This window comes from Flavobacterium supellecticarium (genome assembly GCF_004801375.1).
Taxonomy (GTDB): Bacteria; Bacteroidota; Bacteroidia; order Flavobacteriales; family Flavobacteriaceae; genus Flavobacterium; species Flavobacterium supellecticarium.
Genome location: NZ_SSNZ01000001.1, coordinates 864,246 through 885,581, shown reverse-complemented (window position 1 = coordinate 885,581; position 21,336 = coordinate 864,246). Strand labels below are relative to the sequence as shown.

The window sequence follows — 21,336 nt, the reverse complement described above, 5'->3', positions numbered from 1 at the left end:
TTTGAACCGAAAAATAATACAAACAGCAGACGGATCAACCACGATCCATATCGAAGGTTGGGACGAAACATATCATTCAAAATTCGGAGCGATACAGGAAGCAAAACATGTATTTATAGCAAACGGACTGTCTCTTTTTGAAGAGCAGTCCGTTGCTGTTTTAGAGATCGGCTTTGGAACCGGATTAAACGCGTTTATAACCTATCTGGAAGCGGAAAAGAAACAACAGCATATCGATTATGTAGGGGTGGAAGCATTTCCGATTAGCCGGGAAGAACGGGAGCATATGAATTATGTTTCGGCTTTGGATGCCACCGCATATGCGTCGGTGTTTGAAACGATGCATAATTGTCCCTGGGAAGCGCCAACAGTACTGTCGCCGTATTTCACTTTAACAAAAAGGCAACAATACTTTAACGAAATAGATTACAAAAATCGATTTAATTTGATTTACTTTGATGCATTCGGATTTCACGTGCAACCGGAACTCTGGACAACGGAAATTTTTAAAATCATGTTTGAAGCACTTCAGGAAAAAGGAACGCTGGTAACCTACGCCTGTAGAGGTCCTATCAAAAGAGCGCTTCAGGAAGCGGGTTTTAAAACTGAAAAATTACCAGGTCCACCGGGGAAACGGGAAATGTTGAGAGCTACAAAATGTTAAATTTTTGAATTTGTTATACTAAAATAACAATTTGTACGTTTGCCTAATAAATAGGCTTTCGTTTTGTAGATTTACGAGAGTAGTTACGTTCTTACCCTTGAATTAACCCATTAATGCTTGTAGATTATGCCAAGAGCTATGTTTACTTACACCAAATCTATTTTAGAAAGAGTAAGCTTTGACCCAAAGTTATTTTGTAAAGAGTTAGAAAAAGCCCTAAAAAACTTATTACCTTACGAAGTCGACCAATTACGAGATTGGTTATTACATTATACCGTAGGCAAGCCCGAGTTAAAACAATGTCTTATATACGTTAATCAATGAAGAAAAGGAGTCTGTTAGTAGACTCCTTTTTTGTTTTTAAGCGGACTGATGATCTCGACGTTGTGAAAGGCGATAGCACCTTTAATCACACCGGCGATCGTACTGCGTAACGCTTCTATAATATGGCTTTTTAGCTCGCTTTTCGGAAAAATAAGACTGACTTCACGTGCCGGACGCGGCTCTTTAAAATGACGTAATTTTAATTTGTCTTTTTCTTTTAAATCCAGCGTATGTAAATACGGAAGCAGGGTAGTGCCCAATCCTTCGTCGGCCAGTTTGATCAGGGTTTCAAAGCTACCGCTTTCAATATGGAATTTGGTATCGGTAAAATTGCCTTTGTTTTTGCACAGGTTTAGAATACCGTCGCGGAAACAATGACCGTCTTGTAATAGTAAAATAGAATCCAAATCCAGATCGTTGATGTCAATTTCGGTCTTATCGAAGTTTCGGTTATTTTCCGGTATATAAGCTACAAACGGTTCGTAATACAATACGATTTCTTTTAAATTGTCTTCTTCCAGCGGTGTCGCCGCGATAGCAACGTCCAGATGACCGTTTTTTAAACGTTTGATAATTTCTTCGGTGTTGTGTTCTTCGATGATCAGATTTACTTTCGGATAGCGATTGACAAAATTGGTCAGGAACATCGGTAACAGGGTAGGCATTACGGTTGGGATGATGCCGACTTTAAATTCGCCGCCAATAAATCCCTTTTGTTGGTCAACTATATCTTTAATCCGATCGGATTCATTGACAATGTTTTTGGCCTGAGAAACAATTTTCTGACCTATTTCGGTTAATTGTATCGGCTTTTTACTGCGATCGAATATCAGTACTTCCAACTCGTCTTCCAGTTTCTGGATCTGCATGCTCAGTGTCGGTTGGGTTACAAAACATTTTTCGGCGGCTAGCGTAAAATTCTTATGTTCGGCTACGGCTAATACGTAGTATAATTGTGTGATGGTCATTTTTATAGAAATTTTCGATAAAAATATAAAAAGTATCAATAATAATTATAGTCCGCCGCCTTATTTTTGGTTAAATTTGTAGTATAATCTTTAAATACAAGTAATATGAAAACGAACAGCCTTGGATTACCCGTTAAAGAAACAAAAGTTTTAGTAGCCGAATTAAACATTTTATTAGCCAATTTTCAGGTGTATTACCAAAATCTGAGAGGTTTGCACTGGAACATCAGAGGAAAGCGCTTTTTTGATTTACATGTAAAGTTTGAAGAATTATACAACGATGCGCAGTTAAAAGTAGATTTGATTGCAGAACGTGTGCTAACCCTGGGAGCAACGCCGCTGCATACTTTTGACGATTATATTAAAAATAACAAACTGCCAGTTGGTCGCAATATTTCCAACGACGAAGAAGCCGTTCACCTGATTATCGCTTCGTTAACCGACCTGTTAAAAATTGAACGGGTAATCCTGAGTCAATCGGCCGAAATTGATGACGAAGGAACCAACTCTATGATGAGTGACTTTATTAAAGAGCAGGAAAAAACCATGTGGATGATGAAAGCCTGGTTGGAAGAAGAAATTTAAAAGACTGAAAATTCATAAAAATTCAAAAGTTAAGTGAAAAAGTATTAAAGAAATATTAATTGTTTTTCACTTAACTTTTTTTACATCATTTTTTTTGTAAGTTCGCGGCATGAAAGTATTGGTAAAAATAGTATTATTTCTGTTTATCACTTTTCTGGCAACTCCTACCATTGTTGGGTTCCTGAAAAGCGATACCGATACGTCTATGGTTTATAGCCTTTCTGAAGAAGAAACGGTAAAAGAAATCAAAGAAACCAAAGCACAGCTGAAATTCGAATTCCAGGAGCCGGTTTTCTTTGCTCCAAAACAAAACGCTGCGGTTATTACCTTTGAAAACACCCTGAAACACGACAATCGTTTCAGAGAAATCTTCTCTCCTCCTCCCGAACAGGTATAATTCAATTACAGGAACATTACGTTCACCATTTAAGCGTCTGCTACACGCTTACAATCTAATTGTATTATACTTTATCGGTTATGACAAAAAAAATCAATCTTTTTGCTAACCTGAAGGCTGACTTTGCTTCGGGTTTAGTAGTATTTTTGGTTGCGTTACCGTTGTGTCTTGGTATAGCCATGGCATCGGGTGCACCATTATTTTCAGGAATTATCGCCGGAGTTGTCGGGGGTATCATTGTAGGTTATTTAAGCCAATCGCATATTAGTGTTTCGGGTCCGGCTGCCGGGTTAACAGCTATTGTACTGACAGCCATCACCGACCTGAACGCGTTCGACGTATTTTTACTGGCCGTGTTTCTGGCCGGATTAATCCAGATCATCTTAGGGTTTATTAAAGCCGGAAGTATTTCCAACTATTTCCCAACCAATGTTATTGAAGGAATGTTGGCCGGTATCGGAGTGATCATCATATTAAAACAAATTCCGCACGCTGTTGGTTACGACAGAGATTTCGAAGGGGATCAGGCGTTTGTGCAAATGGAAGGCGGAAATACGTTTTCATCGCTTTTAGGTGCTCTGGATTATATCAACATGGGGTCAGTGATCATTACGCTTATATCGATGGCGATTTTGATCTCTTGGGATAAAGTCGGTTTCCTAAAAAGAATCAAACTGGTTCCGGGCGCTTTAGTGGCGGTTATTTTAGGAATATTGATCAACGAGATATTTTTACAAACAGGGAGTTCGCTGGCTATTGCAAAAGAGCACTTGGTAGCGTTACCGGTGATGTCTTCTTTTGACGATGTAAAAGAAATTATCGTATTACCGGATTTTGCCGCTATTACGAATCCGAAAGTATGGATGGTAGCCTTTACAATCGCCATCGTAGCCTCTATTGAAACCTTATTGTGTATCGAAGCTGCCGACCGTATGGATGTGCACAAACGATTTACCAATACCAATGTGGAATTAAAAGCACAGGGAGTTGGGAACATGGTGAGTTCGTTATTAGGTGGTCTGCCTATGACATCGGTAGTGGTACGTTCGTCTGCCAATGCCAATGCGGGGGCACAATCTAAAATGTCGTCGATTATCCACGGATTTTTACTATTGATCAGTGTAGTAAGTATTCCGTTTCTATTAAACAAAATTCCTTTGGCTACTTTAGCGGCCGTTTTATTACTGGTAGGTTATAAATTGGCTAGACCAGCGGTAATTATGCATTTCTGGCATAAAGGAAAATACCAGTTCGTTCCGTTTATTGCGACTTTATTAGGGGTTGTTTTTACCGATCTTCTAAAAGGGGTGTTGTTGGGAATTGTAATCAGTGTATTTGCCGTATTGCGTGGAAATCATAAAAGAGCCTACAATTTCCGTAAAGAGGAATACCACGATGGTGATATCATTCATATCGACCTGGCACAGGAGGTTTCGTTCCTGAACAAAGCCGCTATCAAAAATACATTAAACGAAATCCCGGAAAATTCGAAAGTGATCATTAATGCATCCGATACGGTTTATATCGCGCATGACGTTCAGGATTTGATCAAAGAGTTTAAAGCGATCCGCGCTGTAGAAGACAATATCGAAGTTCATTTGGTTGGTTTTAAAGACGAATATGAACTGGAAAATACCTGTTCGGATAAGAAGAACGTATTTGTAGAACATTCAAAATAAGTAAATTAAAAAAGTAACTAATAATAAATAAGCGAAAAATTAGAGCCATTTCTGGATTAATGAGTAATTTTAAACCATTAAATGCTTACTTTTAAGTAGGTTCTAATCAAAAACGCTTCCAAAAAGTATAAAAATGAAAGCACATACAGCAGAAACACAAGCTACAGTAACACCAGCAAAAGCACTTCAGTTTTTAAAAGAAGGTAACGCGCGATTTGTAAACAATTTAAAGATGAACCGAAATTTATTGGAACAGGTAAATGACACCAAAGACGGTCAGTTTCCTTTTGCCATCGTTTTAAGTTGTATTGATAGCCGTACTTCAGCCGAATTGATTTTTGATCAGGGATTAGGAGATATTTTCAGTGCAAGAATCGCCGGAAATATTTTAAATGACGATATTTTGGGAAGTATGGAGTTTGCTTGTAAACTGGCCGGTACCAAACTAATCGTTGTTTTAGGACACAGCAAATGTGGGGCAATTAAAGGAGCATGTCAGGGTGCCGAATTAGGACATCTGACAAACCTTTTAAGTAAAGTACAGGTTTCGGTTGATGAAGTAAAAGCCGAAATGCCGGGAGTTGATCCAACCGATCCGACTTTGGTAAGTGCTGTTGCACAACATAACGTAATCCATACTATGGATGAGATTTTGGACAGAAGCGATGTATTACGCGAACTTTTCGAATCAGGACAGATTGGAATTGCCGGTGCCTACTATGATATCGAAACCGGTGAAGTTCAGTTTATGAAAGAAATTTTGCACGACTAAAAAAGAATTCGTTTCCGGAAATACAGATCATAATGAGTGAGTTTTATAAAAAGTTAATCGAAAATAATGAAAAATGGGTCGAATCGAAGTTAAGTGACGATCCGGATTATTTTATTCGGTTATCCCAAAGTCAGAAACCACCATTATTGTGGATCGGTTGTTCCGACAGCCGTGTTCCGGCAAATGAAATTATTGGCGCGCAACCGGGTGAAGTGTTTGTACACCGGAACATTGCCAATATGGTCGTCCATTCCGATATGAATATGTTGAGCGTACTCGACTATGCCGTGAACGCGCTAAAAGTCAAACATATTATTGTATGCGGACATTATGGTTGTGGTGGTATTAAAGCCGCGATGACCAACAGTTCGATCGGGATTATCGACAATTGGATTCGACATATTAAAGATGTATACCGTCTCCATAAAAAAGAACTCGATGCGATTCCTGACGAGAATGATAAATTTAACCGTTTTGTCGAATTAAATGTAACCGAACAGGTATATGACCTGGCCAAAACCTCCATTGTGCAGGCGGCCTGGAAAGAGGAACAGGAGCTGCATTTGCACGGTTGGGTTTACGGGTTACGGTCTGGTTATATTACCGATTTAAAAGTCAATTTAAGTTCCGATAAAGACTTAGATGAAATATACCAATTGGATTTGTAAAAAAGGCTGTCGGAAGACAGCCTTTTTTTATTTGCTAAACCTGACAGGTTTTAAAATTTAATTATTCAATATCCAGATTTTCGTTAAAAGCCGAAGGCAATAATTTCGGAATAAATTTGATCAGGATAGGAAGAAGCAAACTACCACCCGGCAAAAGGAAAATTGTTAGTGATGGAATCGTTTTACAAATATCCAGTAATTGCTTTTTCATTTTTTTCTTTTCCTTCGGATCGAGGTCTTTGTGCGTCGATTTGGCCAGTAATACCATTAATTCTCCGCTTTCGCTGATCTCCTTTAAAAGACGGTTTTTATTGCGCGTAATCAGGACAATTACATTTTGTGTCGCTTGATCATAAAAATGCTTTACCGGATTGGAATAACGGAAATACGGAATTTCCTTCTGGTATTTCATGATGAACTCATCGATGGCACAAATACTTTCAACCGCATATTCCCGATCGATTTGTAATTGTTCCGCGAGGTTGTACATAAACCGGGTTTCCGATTCTTCGAGAACGGCATCACTCCACAACGCCATACCGGTAATATCCAACAAATAGTTTTTTTCCAGTGGCGAACTGAAATAGTCCAGCTCAAGCATTTGTATGTCCTGAATACTCAGGGTGTTAAACTTGGTAAAACGTACAGAAGATTCAAACAACTTGATCAGTAAATCATCGTAATTCGATTTGTTGGTTTTGGTATTTAACGCCAAAGTCACAAGGTTTACAATGGTTTCTTCCAGTTTTTTAAGATAATTATTCGGGATTTCCCCATGCAACAGGTATTGACGAAAAGCCAGTACGTCCATAAAGAGCAAGGCATTGGTCAGGATATGGGAGAAATTTTTACTGATGATGTTATCGTTGGTGCGTACCCTCTCACTGATCATCTTCTCCAGTTCGTTGCTCGGCATGGAACTCGGTAGCATCTTTTTGAGCAGGTTAAACCCTTCCGGATTCATCTGGTTGTAAAAAATAATGGCTTTTTGGATAAATATCTTGGGATCGGAGTCATGGGTAATCAGACCATAAACACCATAGAGACTGTTTAATAGTGCAACTTTGGTCAGTTCTTCCGAAGTCCAGCCTTTGGTTTCAATGGGTTTGTCGGTCACAAAATTGACCACATGACCGTAAATAAATCCGGTTTTACGAACGCTGTTATAGAATTCTTTGGGGTATACCACAACAGGTAACGGCAAAGGATCTTGCTTAATAAAAAACTTATCTATCCAACCGTTAATTGAAGGGTTAATCATGGTCTGAAATTATTCCACAAAGCTACTTTTTTTATTTGTCGGATAACAATGATGTCAATAAGTTTTTAAAAAATAGTACCCGGAAGCATTTTTGAATTTCGAAAGGCTTCCGGATTATTTTTTAACGGATAATTGCCGTACAGGCCACACGTCCGCCGGCATTACCGGTTGGTTGTGTTACAAAATCATCCGCTCCCTGATGAACGATGATTGCTTTTCCAAGAACGTCTTTCGTCGCATCGCCACATCCAATACACCATTCGTCTGTGGTAAGTGAGATTTTTCCATTTCCTTTCGCATCGGCTGTAAAATTACCGATATCACCTTTATGGTATTCGCCCTGGCCCCATTTACCGTGTTTTTTAAACGTTGGATTCCAGTGGCCACCGGCAGAAGTGGCATCGGCAGAAGAACAATCCGCTTTTTCATGGATATGGATGGCATGTACGCCCGGTGTTAATCCGGAAATAGCAGCTGTAAAAGTTACTTTGCCGTCTTTTTCGGAAAAGGTTACCATTCCTTCGGTTTTGGTATTGCTTTTGGGTTCTAAAGCAATTTTCAACTCGTTTATTTTCGATTCGGTTTTGGTTTTACACCCAGTTAGGAGTGCGCTTAGTCCCATAGCAACCAGTAGTATTTTTTTCATAATTTATGTTTTTATCAAATTTAAGGATTTTTTAATCCGATAGGGGTGTAAACCGCATAAAAAAACCGCCTGACATTACTGTTAAGCGGTCTTTTTTAAACAAACTAAACCAAAAATAGTTATTGCTTATTAATAAGAGTAATGATTGTCTTTTATCAATTTATCAGCAATAATTTCTCGTAGTGCCACTACATTTGGCACATTTGTATATTTTGTAAAGCGACGTAGTCCCATCAGCATCATACGCTGCTCGTCTCCTTCGGCAAAAGAAGCGATTCCTTCTTTTCCTTTAAGGGTAACGATATCCACTGCATGGTACAGATATAACTGCGCCATCGCAATTTGTTCTTTTACATTTTCAGCACCTTTGGCTTTGGCCGTTTTTTCAGTACGTAAGATGGCACTTTCCGCTACATAAATTTCAATCAGCATATCGGCAGCGGCCATTAATAACTGTTGGTGTTTGTCCAGATCCGGTCCGTATTTTTGTACGGCACTTCCGGCTACCATCAGGAACGCTTTTTTTAATTTTCCGATTAGTTCTTTTTCTTCAGCGAATAATTCGGAATAATCCGGCGTGTCGAAAGAAGGAATGCCCATGAGTTCTTCGGCTACTTTCATAGCAGGTCCTAATAAATCCACATGACCTTTCATTGCTTTTTTGATTAGCATTCCTACGGATAGCATACGGTTAATCTCGTTGGTTCCTTCATAAATACGGGCAATACGGGCATCACGCCAGGCGCTTTCCATTGGAGTGTCTTCCGAGAATCCCATACCTCCAAAGATTTGGATTCCTTCGTCGGAACAGTTTTGCATATCTTCCGATACGGCTACTTTCAGAATGGAACATTCGATTGCGAATTCTTCCACGCCTTTTAACTCGGCTTCCTGATGGGAAGCACCTTCGGCGATACGGGCGTTGATTCGATCTTCAATGCTTTTAGCAGCGCGATACGAAGCACTTTCTCCGGCATAACACGAAGCGGCCATTTCGGCTAATTTGGAACGTATCGCTCCAAAGTTGGCAATTGGTGTATTAAACTGAATGCGTTCGTTGGCATATTTTACCGCTCCGGAAATCGTTCTGCGTTGTGCATCCAAACATGCGGCAGCCAATTTGATACGACCAACGTTTAGGGCATTCATTGCGATTTTAAAGCCTTCACCACGTCCGGCCAACATATTTTCTACCGGGACTACGGTATCGTTAAAGAATACCTGACGGGTAGAAGAGGAGCGAATTCCCAATTTGTGTTCTTCTTCTCCAAGGGTGATTCCGTTATTCGGTACGTTTTCTACGATAAATCCGGTGATGTTTTTATCGTCTTCAATTCGGGCGAATACAATAAAAACACTACAAAAACCGGCATTGGAAATCCACATTTTTTGTCCGGTGATTTTATAGCTTTTTCCATCTTCCGATAAAACGGCTTTGGTTTTTCCGGAATTAGCATCCGATCCGGCTCCTGGTTCTGTTAAACAGTAGGCTCCAAACCATTCACCCGACGCTAGTTTTGGTACGTATTTTTTCTTTTGTTCTTCTGTTCCGTATAGGGTGATAGGCATGGTTCCGATTCCGGTATGTGCTCCAAATGCGGTAGAGAACGATCCGGTGGCACCCGAAATATAATCACATACCAGCATAGTCGATACGAATCCCATTTCCAATCCGCCATAGGCTTCCGGAACGGCAACTCCTAAAAGTCCCAGTTCTCCGGCTTTACGCATGCATTCTTCGGTAAAAGCATAGTCTTTCTTTTCAAAACGGTCCTTGTTTGGCCATAATTCTTTATCGACAAACTCCTTAACCGAGTCACGCATCATTAACTGCTCTTCTGAGAAATCCTCAGGCGTGAAGATGTCTTCACATTTTGTTTCTTTTACAAGGAATTGACCTCCTCTGGTGATATCGCTCATTGTGTGGTTATTTTAAATGTTGAATTTTAAATTTTAAATTATTTAGAAATATGTTCTTGCGACGTTTTTACAATTTTGGTGATGATATTTATAATATGTCCGATCTCGGTAAGGTAGTTGTCGACTGAAATTTTAGTGACTACCGATTTATCCAATAACCGCAACCAGTATTTGGTTTCGCGGGCTTCTTTGGAAGCAATGGACATTTTATGAATAAAATCTCGTTTCGACTGCGCTGCAATAGCTTCTTCTACATTGGCACCAATACTGGTTCCACATCGCATGAGTTGTTTTGAAATGATGAATTCTTTTTCATTTTGTAATTGTGTATAAAGACGGATAATAGAAATGGCAAATTCAAAAGTTTTATCTGCGATTAAATTATCGGTCTTCATGGCATTTAAAATTTAAAATTCATCATTCAAAATTTGTTACAATAATTCATAAATCCCCGCTGCTCCTTGTCCGGTACCGACACACATTGTGACCATACCATATTTATTGCCGCGGCGTTTCATTTCGTCGAATAACTGAACGGATAACTTCGCTCCGGTACATCCCAGCGGGTGACCTAAGGCAATAGCACCACCGTTGACGTTGATGATCTCCGGATTCAGATCCAATTCGCGGATCACTGCCAAACTTTGTGCTGCAAAAGCTTCGTTTAACTCGATCAATTCAATATCGGATTGTTTTAATCCGGCTTGTTTTAAGGCTTTTGGAATGGCTTTTACCGGTCCGATTCCCATGATTCGGGGTTCTACTCCGGCAGCAGCGTAGTTTACCAGTCGTGCGATTGGTTCCAGATTTAATTCTTTTACCATTTCTTCCGACATAACCAGTACGAAGGCAGCACCATCACTCATTTGTGACGAGTTACCTGCTGTTACACTTCCGTCGGCGGCAAAAACCGGTCGTAGTTTTCCTAAGGCTTCTTTTGACGTATCGGCTCTTGGTCCTTCGTCTTTATTGACAACATAGGATTTGCTTGCTTTTTTGCCTTTTTCATCAATATAAACGTGCTCCACGGTAATCGGAACGATTTGTTTGTCAAATTTTCCTTCTGCCTGCGCTTTTAAAGCTTTTTGATGCGATTGGTACGAAAACTCATCCTGATCCTCACGGGAAACATTGAATTGTTTGGCTACCGCTTCGGCTGTTAATCCCATTCCCCAGTAATAATCTTCATGGCCGGCAGCTGCTGCTTTATAATCCGGAGTGGGTTTATAGCCACCCATCGGGATATAACTCATACTTTCGGCACCACCGGCAATAATACAGTCGGCCATACCAGCCTGAATTTTGGCTGTAGCCATACCAATGGTTTCGATTCCTGACGCACAGTAACGGTTTACGGTTACGCCTGGTACATCTTCAATTTTTAATCCCATAAGGGAAATCAGTCGCCCTACATTTAATCCCTGTTCGGCTTCCGGCATGGCATTTCCTACCATTACGTCGTCGATACGGGTTTTGTCGAAATTTGGCAACTCGTTCATCATATATTCGATGGTTTCGGCGGCCAGTTCGTCGGGTCTTTTAAAACGGAACACTCCTTTTGGTGCTTTACCAACGGCTGTCCGGTATGCTTTTACTATATAGGCTGTTTTCATAGTCTTGTTTTGAATGATGGATTAGATTTTACTTCAAATCCATGGATTAATTACGAAGCGGTTTTCCTTTGGTTAACATAAACTGAATACGCTCCAGTGTTTTTCTTTCGGTACAAAGCGAAAGGAATGCTTCCCGCTCTAAATCCAATAGATATTGTTCGTTTACCAGTGTTGGTTCGGATAAATCACCTCCGGCCATTACATAAGCCAGTTTGTTGGCAATTTTCTTATCGTGTTCGGAGATATATTTTCCGGCTTCCATACTGTCGGTTCCCACTAGGAACATTCCCAGTGCCTGTTTTCCAAGTACTTTGATGTCTTTGCGTTTTACCGGTTGTGTATAACCGGCTTCGGCCATTAACAGCGCATGTTTTTTAGCTTCGGCAATCTGACGGTCTTTGTTAACCACCACGACATCTTTTCCTTTTTGAAGGATTCCAAGATCATAGGCTTCATAAGCTGATGTCGCTACTTTGGCCATACCGATCGTTAGGAAATATTCCTGTAAAACGTTTAATTCAACATCGTTTTTATGGAAAGTATCGGCAGCACGTAAGGCCATTTCTTTCGATCCACCTCCGCCAGGGATAACACCAACACCAAACTCTACCAGTCCGATATAGGTTTCGGCTGCAGCGACCACTTTGTCGGCATGCATACTCATTTCGCATCCGCCACCTAAAGTCATTCCGTGTGGTGCTGCAATAACCGGAATTCCGGAATAGCGTACACGCATCATGGTATCCTGGAAGGCTTTGATCGCCATATTCAATTCGTCGTATTCCTGTTCTACGGCCATCATAAAAATCATTGCCAGATTAGCACCTACGGAGAAGTTGGCCGCCTGGTTACCAATTACCAGCCCGTTATATTCTTTTTCGGCCAGGTCGATGGCTTTGTTGATTCCCTGAATCACACCACCACCAATAGAGTTCATTTTAGACTGGAATTCGATGTTGATAATTCCATCGCCCAGGTCTTGAATCACAGATTCGCTGTTACTCCATATTTTTTTGCTTTCGCGGATGTTGTTCAGGATGATAAAGGCATCTTGTCCCGGTACTTTTACCTGAGATTTAGATGCGATATTGTAGTAATGCGTGATACCGTCTTTAACAGTATAGAAACTATCGTTTCCGGAAGCCAGCATTTCGGTTACCCAGACTGCCGGAGCCAATCCTTCGGCCTGCATCAGTTCGATACCTTTGGCTACACCGATAGCGTCCCAGATTTCAAACGGACCGTTTTCCCATCCGAATCCGGCTTTCATCGCATCGTCAATTTTATAAAGATCGTCTGAAATTTCAGGGATTCTGTTGGAAACATAGGCAAACATTGCCGTAAAGTTTTTACGGTAGAATTCACCGGCTTTGTCTTTTCCTTTTACGAGGACTTTAAAGCGGTCGATCGGTTTATCGATCGTTTTGGTTAATTCCAATGTCGCAAATGAGGCTTTTTTGGCCGCGCGGTATTCTAATGTATCTAAATCTAAAGATAGAATGTCTTTGTCTACTTTTTTATAAAAACCTTGTCCGGTTTTGCTTCCCAACCAGTTGTTGGTCATCATGGTATTGATAAAATCCGGAAGTTTGAACAGGTCGTGTGCTTCGTCCTGCGGGCAGTTTTCGTATAAACCATTGGCTACGTGTACTAAGGTGTCCAAACCAACTACGTCTACCGTACGGAAAGTCGCCGATTTTGGACGACCAATCACTGGTCCGGTTAGTTTGTCTACTTCTTCGATTGTAAGTCCCATGTCTTTTACCAAATGGAAAAGGCTCATGATTCCGAAGATTCCGATACGGTTACCGATAAAAGCAGGGGTGTCTTTGGCAACTACTGAGGTTTTACCTAAGAATTTTTCGCCGTAATTGTTTAAGAAATCCAGTACTTCCGAGGAGGTTTGTGGTCCCGGGATGATTTCGAATAATTTTAAGTAACGGGCTGGGTTAAAGAAGTGGGTTCCGCAAAAGTGTTTTTGGAAATCTTCACTACGTCCTTCGCTCATAAATTTGATTGGAATTCCAGATGTATTGGAAGTGATAAGCGTTCCCGGTTTACGGTATTGTTCGATTTGTTCGAATACTTTTTGTTTGATGTCCAAACGTTCTACTACAACTTCTATGATCCAGTCGACATCTTTAATTTTGGCTAAATCGTCTTCCGTATTGCCGGTAGTAATCCGGCTGGCAAACTTTTGATCATAAATAGGAGACGGTTTCGATTTTAGGGCATTCGCCAGGTGATCGTTTACCACGCGGTTTCGGACCACTTTGCTTTCTAATGTCAATCCTTTTTTTTGTTCAGCATCGGTTAATTCTCTCGGAACAATATCCAGAAGTAATACTTCCACACCGATATTGGCAAAATGGCAGGCAATACCCGATCCCATAATTCCCGAACCAATAACCGCAACTTTTTTAATTAGTCGTTTCATTTGTAATTACTGTTTTCTTTGTTTGGATGATTTCAGGCGATTTATCACCCGGAATCAATTAGTACTATACTTATTTAGAATCCTCTTCCGAATTGAAAATGGTTTTATCCAAAATCAATTCGTTGATGATCTCGGCAACTTCCATGAAGTGGTTGAGCTTCTCTTCGCTGATGTTTTGCTTTACGGTCTCATTGAATTTTAAAACGGTCGCTTTGGAAAGTTCGCGTTTTTCTTTTCCGAGTTTGGTCAGGTAGATCAGTACACCGCGACCATCGACCGGATTTTTTTTACGGATTATCAATCCTTTATCTTCCATCGATTTCAAGGTACGCGTTAAACTCGTTGCTTCCATTCCCATTTTGGGACCTAATGCAGTCGATGGCGTTCCGTTTTCACGATCGATACTCAATAATGCAAATCCTGTGGCCATAGTGGCGCCGTATTTGGTCGCCTCTTCGTTGTACATTCGTGCAACAGCCTGCCAGGTTGCGCGTAAAACATAATCTATTGTTTTATCTTTCATTTTTCTTCAGTGATTTCAAATATACAAAAAAATGCTATGCATGCATAATACTATAGAATTAATTTTAAGTTAAATAAAAAAAAACTCCTCGAGTAGGAGGAGTATGTTTATTTTTTTAAGAGTTCTGATAGATTTTATCGTAAAGATTCTGGTATTTCTCTTTGATGATCTTTCTTTTGAGTTTTAATGTCGGCGTAAGCTCGCCACCATCAATCGACCAGACATTTGCGGTGAGTTCAAATTTTTTGATCTGTTCCCAGTGTCCGAATTTTTTATTGATGTGATCTACTTCTTCTTTGATTCGTTCAATAACCTGTTCGTTGGCTACAATCTCTTCGTTGGTGGTTCCTATATTGAGGTGTTTTCGGCTTGCCCATTCTTTTAGGAAGTCAAAACTTGGCTGAATAAAAGCAGCTGGCATTTTTTCACCATCACCAATCACCATGATCTGTTCGATAAAACGAGATTGCTTCATGGTATTTTCGATACTCTGCGGTGCGATATATTTTCCGCCGGATGTTTTGAACATTTCTTTTTTCCGATCGGTTATTTTAAGGAAACCTTCACTGTCGATCTCTCCGATGTCGCCAGTATGGAAATAGCCATCTTGTAAGGCTTCGGCGGTTTTTTCATCGTCCTTATAATAGCCCATCATAATGCTAGGCCCTTTGCATAAGATTTCACCGTCTTCGGCAATCTTTACTTCCAGGTTGTCCAGTGGTTTTCCAACGGTGCCAATTTTAAATCCGCGGTTACGTTGATCGTTTACAGCAATTACCGGAGATGTTTCGGTTAATCCATAGCCTTCCATAATCGGAATTCCGGCAGCGGCAAAAACCCGGGTTAGTCGCGGTTGTAAAGCAGCGCTACCGGAAACCATCAGTTCCAGTTGTCCGCCTAAACCTTCCTGCCATTTGCTAAAGATTAGTTTGCGGGCAATGGATAGTTTCTTTTCATACCACCAACCATTTTCACCATACGGTTTGTAATGTAGTCCTAAATCGATCGCCCAGAAAAACAGTTTTTTCTTGATACCACTTAAATCGGCTCCTTTGGCGTAAATTTTATCGTATACTTTTTCCAACAAACGCGGAACGGCTGTCATTACATGTGGTTTTACCTCTTTTAGGTTGTCGCTCATTTTGTCGATGCTTTCGGCAAAATAAATCGAGATACCATAATATTGGTATAGGTATAAAATCATTCTTTCGAAAATATGACAAACGGGTAAAAAACTTAATCCGCGTGTGCTTCCGGCTCTCAATGGCACGCGTACCGAGCTGGCCAATACGTTCGAAACGATATTTTGGTGACTCAACATAACACCTTTTGGTCTTCCTGTTGTTCCGGAAGTATAAATTAAGGTCGCCAGATCGGTGGTAACAATACTGTTTTTCCGGTTTTCGACTTCCTGTTGGTTGCTTTCGTCTTTTCCTAATTCCAAAACTTCGGTCCAGTTTTTACAACCGTCTATTACATTATAGGAGTAAATTTCTTTTAAGGAAGGTACATTGTGACGGATTGCATTTATCTTGTTGAAAACCTCGCTATCGGAAATAAAACAGTATTGCGCTTCGGAATGACCTAATATGTATTGGTAATCTTCTTCGGAAATGGTTGGATATACCGGAACCGTTTGGGCACCGGTTTGTAAAACCCCGATGTCGGTAATGTTCCATTCTGTTCTGTTATTGGACGAGATAATTGCAATTTTATCGTTTTTCTGGATTCCCATTCGCAATAGCGCTCTGGAAAGTGTATTGGCCTTATCCAGATATTCTTGGGTAGAAGTCTTAATCCATTCTCCATTATATTTGGTTACCAAGGCATCCGGCAGGTTGTATTTTTCCAGTTGATAGTATGGAAAATCAAATAAACGTGTAACGTCAGTCATGTTTTGCGCATTTAGTTACTGCAAATTATAAAAAAAACTCAAATCAAAAAATTTAAAATTCATAATTGTGGAAGCAGTATCGGTAATTTTGTAATTTTGATTCCTTTATAATTTTGATTTTGTAACTTTTATATGAATTCCAATTATCGTATCCAGGAATATAAGGCTTTATTCTACCGACTGTTTTTAGCGTATCTGTTCTATTTTGTCGCCCGCGTGCTATTCTTTGTTTATAATTACAAAATGCTGAAGGTGGATTCGGTTTCCGATTTTCTGGCTTTGGCGTATCACGGAATGGTTTTCGATACGGCGGCGATTTTGTATCTCAATGCATTATTTATCGTTTGTTCGATTCTTCCGTTGTGGATTACAACTAAAAAAGGATACCAGAAGTTTTTGTTCTATCTGTACTTTGTGTGTAATCTGATTGGATATGCGACCAATTTTGCCGATTTTATCTATTATCGTTTTACCTATGCCCGTACCACTATTGCTATTATGGATATCGTGAAAAACGAATCAAATAAAGGGAATATGTTTTCGCGCTTTATTGTGAGCTACTGGCATGTATATGCATTGTTCTTTTTGTGTGCGATCCTTTGGGTTTATCTGTATAAAAAGGTAAAAGTAAAAGAGGTGCAACATGAAAATAAACTAAAATACTTCGTTTCGTCGATTTTAGGATTGGTGTTCATTGCGGTTATGGCTGTGGGTGGAATCCGTGGTGACTTTAAAAAGAGTACGCGACCGATTAATATTGTAGATGCCAATCGTTTTGTAACAAAGCCGGAACATGCCGATATCGTTCTGAATACGCCTTTTGCGATTATTCGAACGATGGGTACGACCAGTTTTAAAAAGGTGGATTTAGTGTCGCCGGAAGTGGTGCAACGCGAATTGGAACCGATTAAACAGTATCACAATAATCCGAAAACAAAACCAAATATCGTCATCTTTATAACCGAAAGTTATGGAAGGGAATATATCGGTGCGTTTAATAAGGATACGAAGATACCGGGTTATGTAAGTTATACGCCGTTTATTGATTCACTGGCGCAACACAGTCTTATTTTTTCGAATGCCTTTGCAAACGGAAGTAAATCGATTCATGGAATGTCTTCGGTTTTGGCTGGGATTCCTTCTTTCCAGGATGCTTTTACCTCATCGCCGTATCCGAAACAGAAAATCCAGTCGCTGGTTTCGACTTTAAAAGAGGAGGGATACGATACCTCGTTTTTCCACGGCGCGCCAAACGGTTCGATGGGATTCCTTGGTTTTGGAAATATATTAGGTTTTGATCATTATTATGGTAAAACGGAATATAATAACGATGCCGATTTCGACGGTTCCTGGGGAATATGGGATGAGCCATTTTTCCAATTTATGAAGCAAACCTTCAATACGAAAAAACAACCGTTTATGGGGACTATTTTTACCGTATCGTCGCACGAACCATTTGTGGTTCCTGAAAAATACAAAGGAAAATTCCCGATGGGTACGGTGCCAATGCATCAGGTGGTTGGTTATACCGATTATGCTTTTAAAAAATTCTTTGAAGCGGCCAAAAAAGAACCGTGGTTCCAGAATACGATTTTTGTAATCACAGCCGATCATTGTAATCAGGTGGCCTATGATGAATATGCTAAGGTGATCAACCGTTCGGCTGTACCGATTCTGATTTACAAACCGGATGGTAGTCTGAAAGGGGAGAATAAGGAGTTGGCACAGCAAATCGATATTTATCCGACTTTATTGGATATGATCGGATATGATAAACCATTCCGTAGCTGGGGAAGAAGTTTAGTTGGTGAAAAAACGATTAAACCGTTTGTGATCAATTATAATGGAACGCAGTATCAGTTCCAACGCGGTAATTATATTTGTTTGTTCGATGGTAAGAAAGCAGCCGGGTTTTATGCGATTGCCGATAAAGGACTGGAGAAAAATCTGATCGCCAACCGCAATAAGGAAATGGATGAGCTGGAAGTGGCTTGTAAGGCCTTCGTACAGGATTACTATGAGCGAATCATCGATAAGAAATTATACGCTGAATAAAGGCTTAAAAGGGATAAAAAAGGAGCTCCGGTGAAAACCGGAGTTTTTTTTATGAAAAACACTTGTTATCGGAAAAGTACTACTATTGTGGTGGAATTTGTATATTGTCAAAAAAAATACACGATGGATACAATTAAAAAAGTCGAACGGGTAGAGGTGTTAATTGCAAAGCTACTGGAAAAGTATGCAGCCGAAGGTTCCAATATAAACCGGATTCCGTCACCTTTTATTCAGGAAGCGCTACGCTTAAAAGATACAGCTCCTTTTTTGGATATCGACAGTTATGTGTACTTCCTGAGCGAGATGAGTGTTTTGATTCTTGATTTAGGTGATGGAGTGTATGCTACTTTTTACGGTCTGGATGATTGGGAAGAGGGATTAAATATTTTTGATTATCCAATTCCGGAAGAAAATGGTTTTCATCTTGTTTTGGATATCTGTAATGCCGATGGAGCGATTACCTATTTCTCGTATAATTCAGAAAACGATAATGAGGATATTCTTTGGATCTCTACAAATGTAGAAGACGGTCCTTATACAAAGTCAGATTTGAGTTTTGTAGATGTATTGCAGTCAATCTATGATAATAATTGGAATGTTGTATAGCTGCGATTAAAGTGTCTTTAGATGAGTAAAAAAGGAACTCCAGTGAAAGCTGGAGTTTTTTTTATGTTAAGAATTCCGTAGCTAATTACTATTGCATAGTTTTGTAATACAAGAAGTAATTAGCTTCTTACTGTTATACTATGAGTAATGTATTTTCTGATAGCGGGCAAATTGGATTAGTAGCTACTTTTTCAGAGCTTGTATATACCGATTTCAAAGGGGAGATGAACGCGCTATGCTGGTATAGAAATTTGGATGGTGATTTTAACGAAATTGTAACCCGTTTATCTTTAAAAGAAAATATTACGGAAGTGTATCCCGAAGATTTACTTGCGCTCCAGTTATCAGAAAAGGGAAATATAGCCAGGGAAATAATCCTGAATGATTTACAGTTATTAACGGATTTTGGCGCTTCACCTTCGCTGAATTTACTCAAGTGTTATGAGCGTGATGATGAATTTGATTTTATAGCGACGGATGTCTATTCGTTTCATGTGGATCGTTCACCCATTGCAACTGATACTTTTCTGTGTACCTATCACGGAGCGGCAAGTGATATTGTTCCGAATATGCAAACCACACAGAAAATCCTGATTCCGGAAATCCGAAAAAAGCTAAACGAACTGTATGATGGACCGCCGGAAGGGTTTGAAGGCTTTTTAACGGAAAATTATTTTGATTTGCATTATCAGTTGCATGCAAATGCAGAACCTGTTAATTTAGGAATCGGACATCTTTGGAGGTTGGCTGTTGATCATCCAAAACAGGAAGTACTACCTTGTATCCATAGAGCGCCAATAGAAAAAGAAGGGGAATATCGGTTGTTGTTGATTTGCTAAGGGAATTCGGGATTGCGTTTCTTTTTAAATTCTGCTATGTCAATAACTGATATAAAACAAAAAACCCGGATGGGCATCCGGGTTTGTGGGGAGAGCAGGATTCGAACCTGCGAAGACTTAGTCAGCAGATTTACAGTCTGCCCTCGTTGGCCGCTTGAGTATCTCCCCATTGGCTAACCAAGTGTTTCCTTGATTAATTCGAGTGCAAATATAGGACTGTTTTTTTAGTATGCAAACTTATTTCTAATATAATTTCTGACTTTTTTTTAAGCCGTTGTTGTTGAGGTAAATAAAAAAATCCCCATACGGGGATTTTTGTGTCAGGGCTTTATTTTGCTGCTAAAAGCTCCATTATTTTTGCTTTTAATTCGGCACCTCTAAGGTCTTTTGCTACAATTTTTCCGGAAGCATCCAGAATAAAGGTTTGCGGAATCGATTTTACATTATATTTTTCTGCAATCGGATCCTGCCAGAATTTTAAATTGGAAACCTGTGTCCAGGTTAATTTATCTTTTGCAATCGCTTCTTTCCATTTGTCGGCATCTTTGTCTAGCGAAACACCGATGATGTTTAAACCTTGCGCGTGTAATTCGTTATATAAAGCCACTACATTTGGGTTTTCCGCACGACACGGACCACACCAGGAAGCCCAGAAATCGATGATTGTTACTTTTCCTAAGGACTCTTTTAACGATACGGTTTTTCCTTCCGGGTTTGGAGCCGAGAAATCAGGTGCTGCTTTACCAACCTGTACCGCAGTTTGTTTGTCTAAAAAGTCTTTAATGGTTTTTCCGTGCTTGTTGTCTTTAGCTTCGGGTGTAAGTAATTTATAATACTTTTCGATTTTGTCAACCGGTAATGACTGATAAATCGTGAAGTTTTCCAATAACATAACCGATAAGAACGATTCCGGGTGTTGTTGAATGAAGTCTTCCGATTTTTTGTTTAAAGCATCCTGGAATACCATATATTGTTTTCTAAGACTGTTAACAGTAACCGTATCCTGAGATTGCTGAGCCATTGCCATCTTTTGATTGTTGGCAATTTGGAAGGCCTGCATTTTTTTGAAAATCGGTTTTGATTCGTCGTTATATTTTTGGAACTGATCATTAGTAACGGTTCCGGTAACGCGTGAATTACGGATAGAATCTTTTACAAAATCGACTTTGATTGTTCCGTTTTCCAATATAAAAGGTACCATGTCACCGATGTCCTGGATTCTTAGGAAACAAAATTCTGGTTTATCGGCGATTCCTTTAAATTCGAATTTTCCGTCTTTAATTTTTACGGTGTCCTTTGAGATGGGACCTAATTCGCTTTGCGTCGCAATAATAACCATTTTGTCATTATCCACTCCTTTTGCTTCTCCGGAAATGGTATAACCATTGTCTTTTTTACAAGAAGCAAATACGGCAGCAACAGACAGTACTAAAAAAAGTTTTTTCATTGTTATTTTTAATTTGTTATGCTACAAATGTATTTAAA

At 39.7% G+C, this 21,336-nt stretch carries 20 protein-coding genes and 1 tRNA gene; 10 read left to right on the top strand and 11 right to left on the bottom strand.

Features of this window, described 5'->3' with window-relative positions; all coding sequences use genetic code 11:
- Position 1: 1 nt before the first annotated feature.
- Positions 2-664 carry a tRNA (5-methylaminomethyl-2-thiouridine)(34)-methyltransferase MnmD gene (gene mnmD, locus E6C50_RS04090; RefSeq protein WP_136401915.1) on the top strand — a complete coding sequence of 221 codons (663 nt, stop codon included), beginning with the start codon at positions 2-4 and terminating at the stop codon, positions 662-664.
- A 126-nt stretch (positions 665-790) separates the two neighbouring features.
- On the top strand, positions 791-988 hold the full coding sequence (locus E6C50_RS17940; protein WP_136401914.1) for a hypothetical protein: 198 nt from the start codon (positions 791-793) through the stop codon (positions 986-988).
- Positions 989-1,002: 14 nt separating this feature from the next.
- Here E6C50_RS17940 and E6C50_RS04080 read toward each other — a convergent pair whose 3' ends face one another.
- A complete protein-coding gene (locus E6C50_RS04080; protein WP_136401913.1) occupies positions 1,003-1,956 on the bottom strand; it encodes a LysR substrate-binding domain-containing protein in 954 nt (317 codons plus the stop codon).
- Between the two features lie 105 nt (positions 1,957-2,061).
- Here E6C50_RS04080 and E6C50_RS04075 point away from each other — a divergent pair, with 105 nt between their 5' ends.
- From E6C50_RS04075 to can, 5 genes are all read left to right on the top strand, one after another.
- Positions 2,062-2,541 (top strand): Dps family protein, encoded by a 480-nt coding sequence (locus E6C50_RS04075; RefSeq protein ID WP_136401912.1) that lies wholly within the window; start codon positions 2,062-2,064, stop codon positions 2,539-2,541.
- A 109-nt stretch (positions 2,542-2,650) separates the two neighbouring features.
- Entirely contained in the window at positions 2,651-2,938 is a 288-nt protein-coding gene (locus E6C50_RS04070) for a hypothetical protein (RefSeq protein ID WP_136401911.1), read from the top strand.
- Between the two features lie 80 nt (positions 2,939-3,018).
- Positions 3,019-4,617, top strand: a complete 1,599-nt coding sequence (locus E6C50_RS04065; RefSeq protein ID WP_136401910.1) for a SulP family inorganic anion transporter — start codon at positions 3,019-3,021, stop codon at positions 4,615-4,617.
- 133 nt (positions 4,618-4,750) lie between these two features.
- Positions 4,751-5,389: a carbonic anhydrase gene (locus tag E6C50_RS04060; protein ID WP_136401909.1), complete on the top strand. Its 639-nt coding sequence runs from the start codon at positions 4,751-4,753 to the stop codon at positions 5,387-5,389.
- Positions 5,390-5,421: 32 nt separating this feature from the next.
- The gene (gene can, locus E6C50_RS04055) at positions 5,422-6,057 is read left to right on the top strand and encodes a carbonate dehydratase (RefSeq protein WP_136401908.1); all 636 of its coding nucleotides are present in this window, start codon (positions 5,422-5,424) and stop codon (positions 6,055-6,057) included.
- Positions 6,058-6,118: 61 nt separating this feature from the next.
- On the opposite strand, the gene E6C50_RS04050 is transcribed toward can, so the two are convergent.
- The 8 genes from E6C50_RS04050 to E6C50_RS04015 form a co-directional block, all read right to left on the bottom strand.
- Positions 6,119-7,318 carry an LETM1-related biofilm-associated protein gene (locus tag E6C50_RS04050; RefSeq protein WP_136401907.1) on the bottom strand — a complete coding sequence of 400 codons (1,200 nt, stop codon included), beginning with the start codon at positions 7,316-7,318 and terminating at the stop codon, positions 6,119-6,121.
- Between the two features lie 121 nt (positions 7,319-7,439).
- Positions 7,440-7,964, bottom strand: a complete 525-nt coding sequence (locus E6C50_RS04045) for a superoxide dismutase family protein (protein ID WP_136401906.1) — start codon at positions 7,962-7,964, stop codon at positions 7,440-7,442.
- Positions 7,965-8,093: 129 nt separating this feature from the next.
- Positions 8,094-9,884 (bottom strand): acyl-CoA dehydrogenase family protein, encoded by a 1,791-nt coding sequence (locus E6C50_RS04040; RefSeq protein ID WP_136401905.1) that lies wholly within the window; start codon positions 9,882-9,884, stop codon positions 8,094-8,096.
- 38 nt (positions 9,885-9,922) lie between these two features.
- Entirely contained in the window at positions 9,923-10,279 is a 357-nt protein-coding gene (locus tag E6C50_RS04035) for a four helix bundle protein (protein ID WP_136401904.1), read from the bottom strand.
- Positions 10,280-10,315: 36 nt separating this feature from the next.
- On the bottom strand, positions 10,316-11,497 hold the full coding sequence (locus tag E6C50_RS04030) for an acetyl-CoA C-acyltransferase (RefSeq protein ID WP_136401903.1): 1,182 nt from the start codon (positions 11,495-11,497) through the stop codon (positions 10,316-10,318).
- A 46-nt stretch (positions 11,498-11,543) separates the two neighbouring features.
- A complete protein-coding gene (locus E6C50_RS04025) occupies positions 11,544-13,934 on the bottom strand; it encodes a 3-hydroxyacyl-CoA dehydrogenase/enoyl-CoA hydratase family protein (RefSeq protein ID WP_136401902.1) in 2,391 nt (796 codons plus the stop codon).
- Positions 13,935-14,004: 70 nt separating this feature from the next.
- Positions 14,005-14,457 carry a MarR family winged helix-turn-helix transcriptional regulator gene (locus E6C50_RS04020; protein WP_136401901.1) on the bottom strand — a complete coding sequence of 151 codons (453 nt, stop codon included), beginning with the start codon at positions 14,455-14,457 and terminating at the stop codon, positions 14,005-14,007.
- Positions 14,458-14,572: 115 nt separating this feature from the next.
- On the bottom strand, positions 14,573-16,351 hold the full coding sequence (locus E6C50_RS04015; RefSeq protein WP_136401900.1) for an AMP-dependent synthetase/ligase: 1,779 nt from the start codon (positions 16,349-16,351) through the stop codon (positions 14,573-14,575).
- Positions 16,352-16,483: 132 nt separating this feature from the next.
- Between E6C50_RS04015 and E6C50_RS04010 the strand changes: the two genes are divergently transcribed.
- The 3 genes from E6C50_RS04010 (at position 16,484) to E6C50_RS04000 (ending at position 19,851) form a co-directional block, all read left to right on the top strand.
- Positions 16,484-18,406: an LTA synthase family protein gene (locus E6C50_RS04010; RefSeq protein ID WP_136401899.1), complete on the top strand. Its 1,923-nt coding sequence runs from the start codon at positions 16,484-16,486 to the stop codon at positions 18,404-18,406.
- Positions 18,407-18,529: 123 nt separating this feature from the next.
- Positions 18,530-19,012 (top strand): hypothetical protein, encoded by a 483-nt coding sequence (locus E6C50_RS04005; protein WP_136401898.1) that lies wholly within the window; start codon positions 18,530-18,532, stop codon positions 19,010-19,012.
- A gap of 140 nt (positions 19,013-19,152) precedes the next feature.
- Positions 19,153-19,851: a DUF1826 domain-containing protein gene (locus E6C50_RS04000; protein WP_136401897.1), complete on the top strand. Its 699-nt coding sequence runs from the start codon at positions 19,153-19,155 to the stop codon at positions 19,849-19,851.
- A gap of 86 nt (positions 19,852-19,937) precedes the next feature.
- Here E6C50_RS04000 and E6C50_RS03995 read toward each other — a convergent pair.
- Positions 19,938-20,019, bottom strand: a tRNA-Tyr gene (locus tag E6C50_RS03995).
- Positions 20,020-20,179: 160 nt separating this feature from the next.
- On the bottom strand, positions 20,180-21,298 hold the full coding sequence (locus E6C50_RS03990; RefSeq protein WP_136401896.1) for a TlpA disulfide reductase family protein: 1,119 nt from the start codon (positions 21,296-21,298) through the stop codon (positions 20,180-20,182).
- Positions 21,299-21,336: the final 38 nt, after the last annotated feature.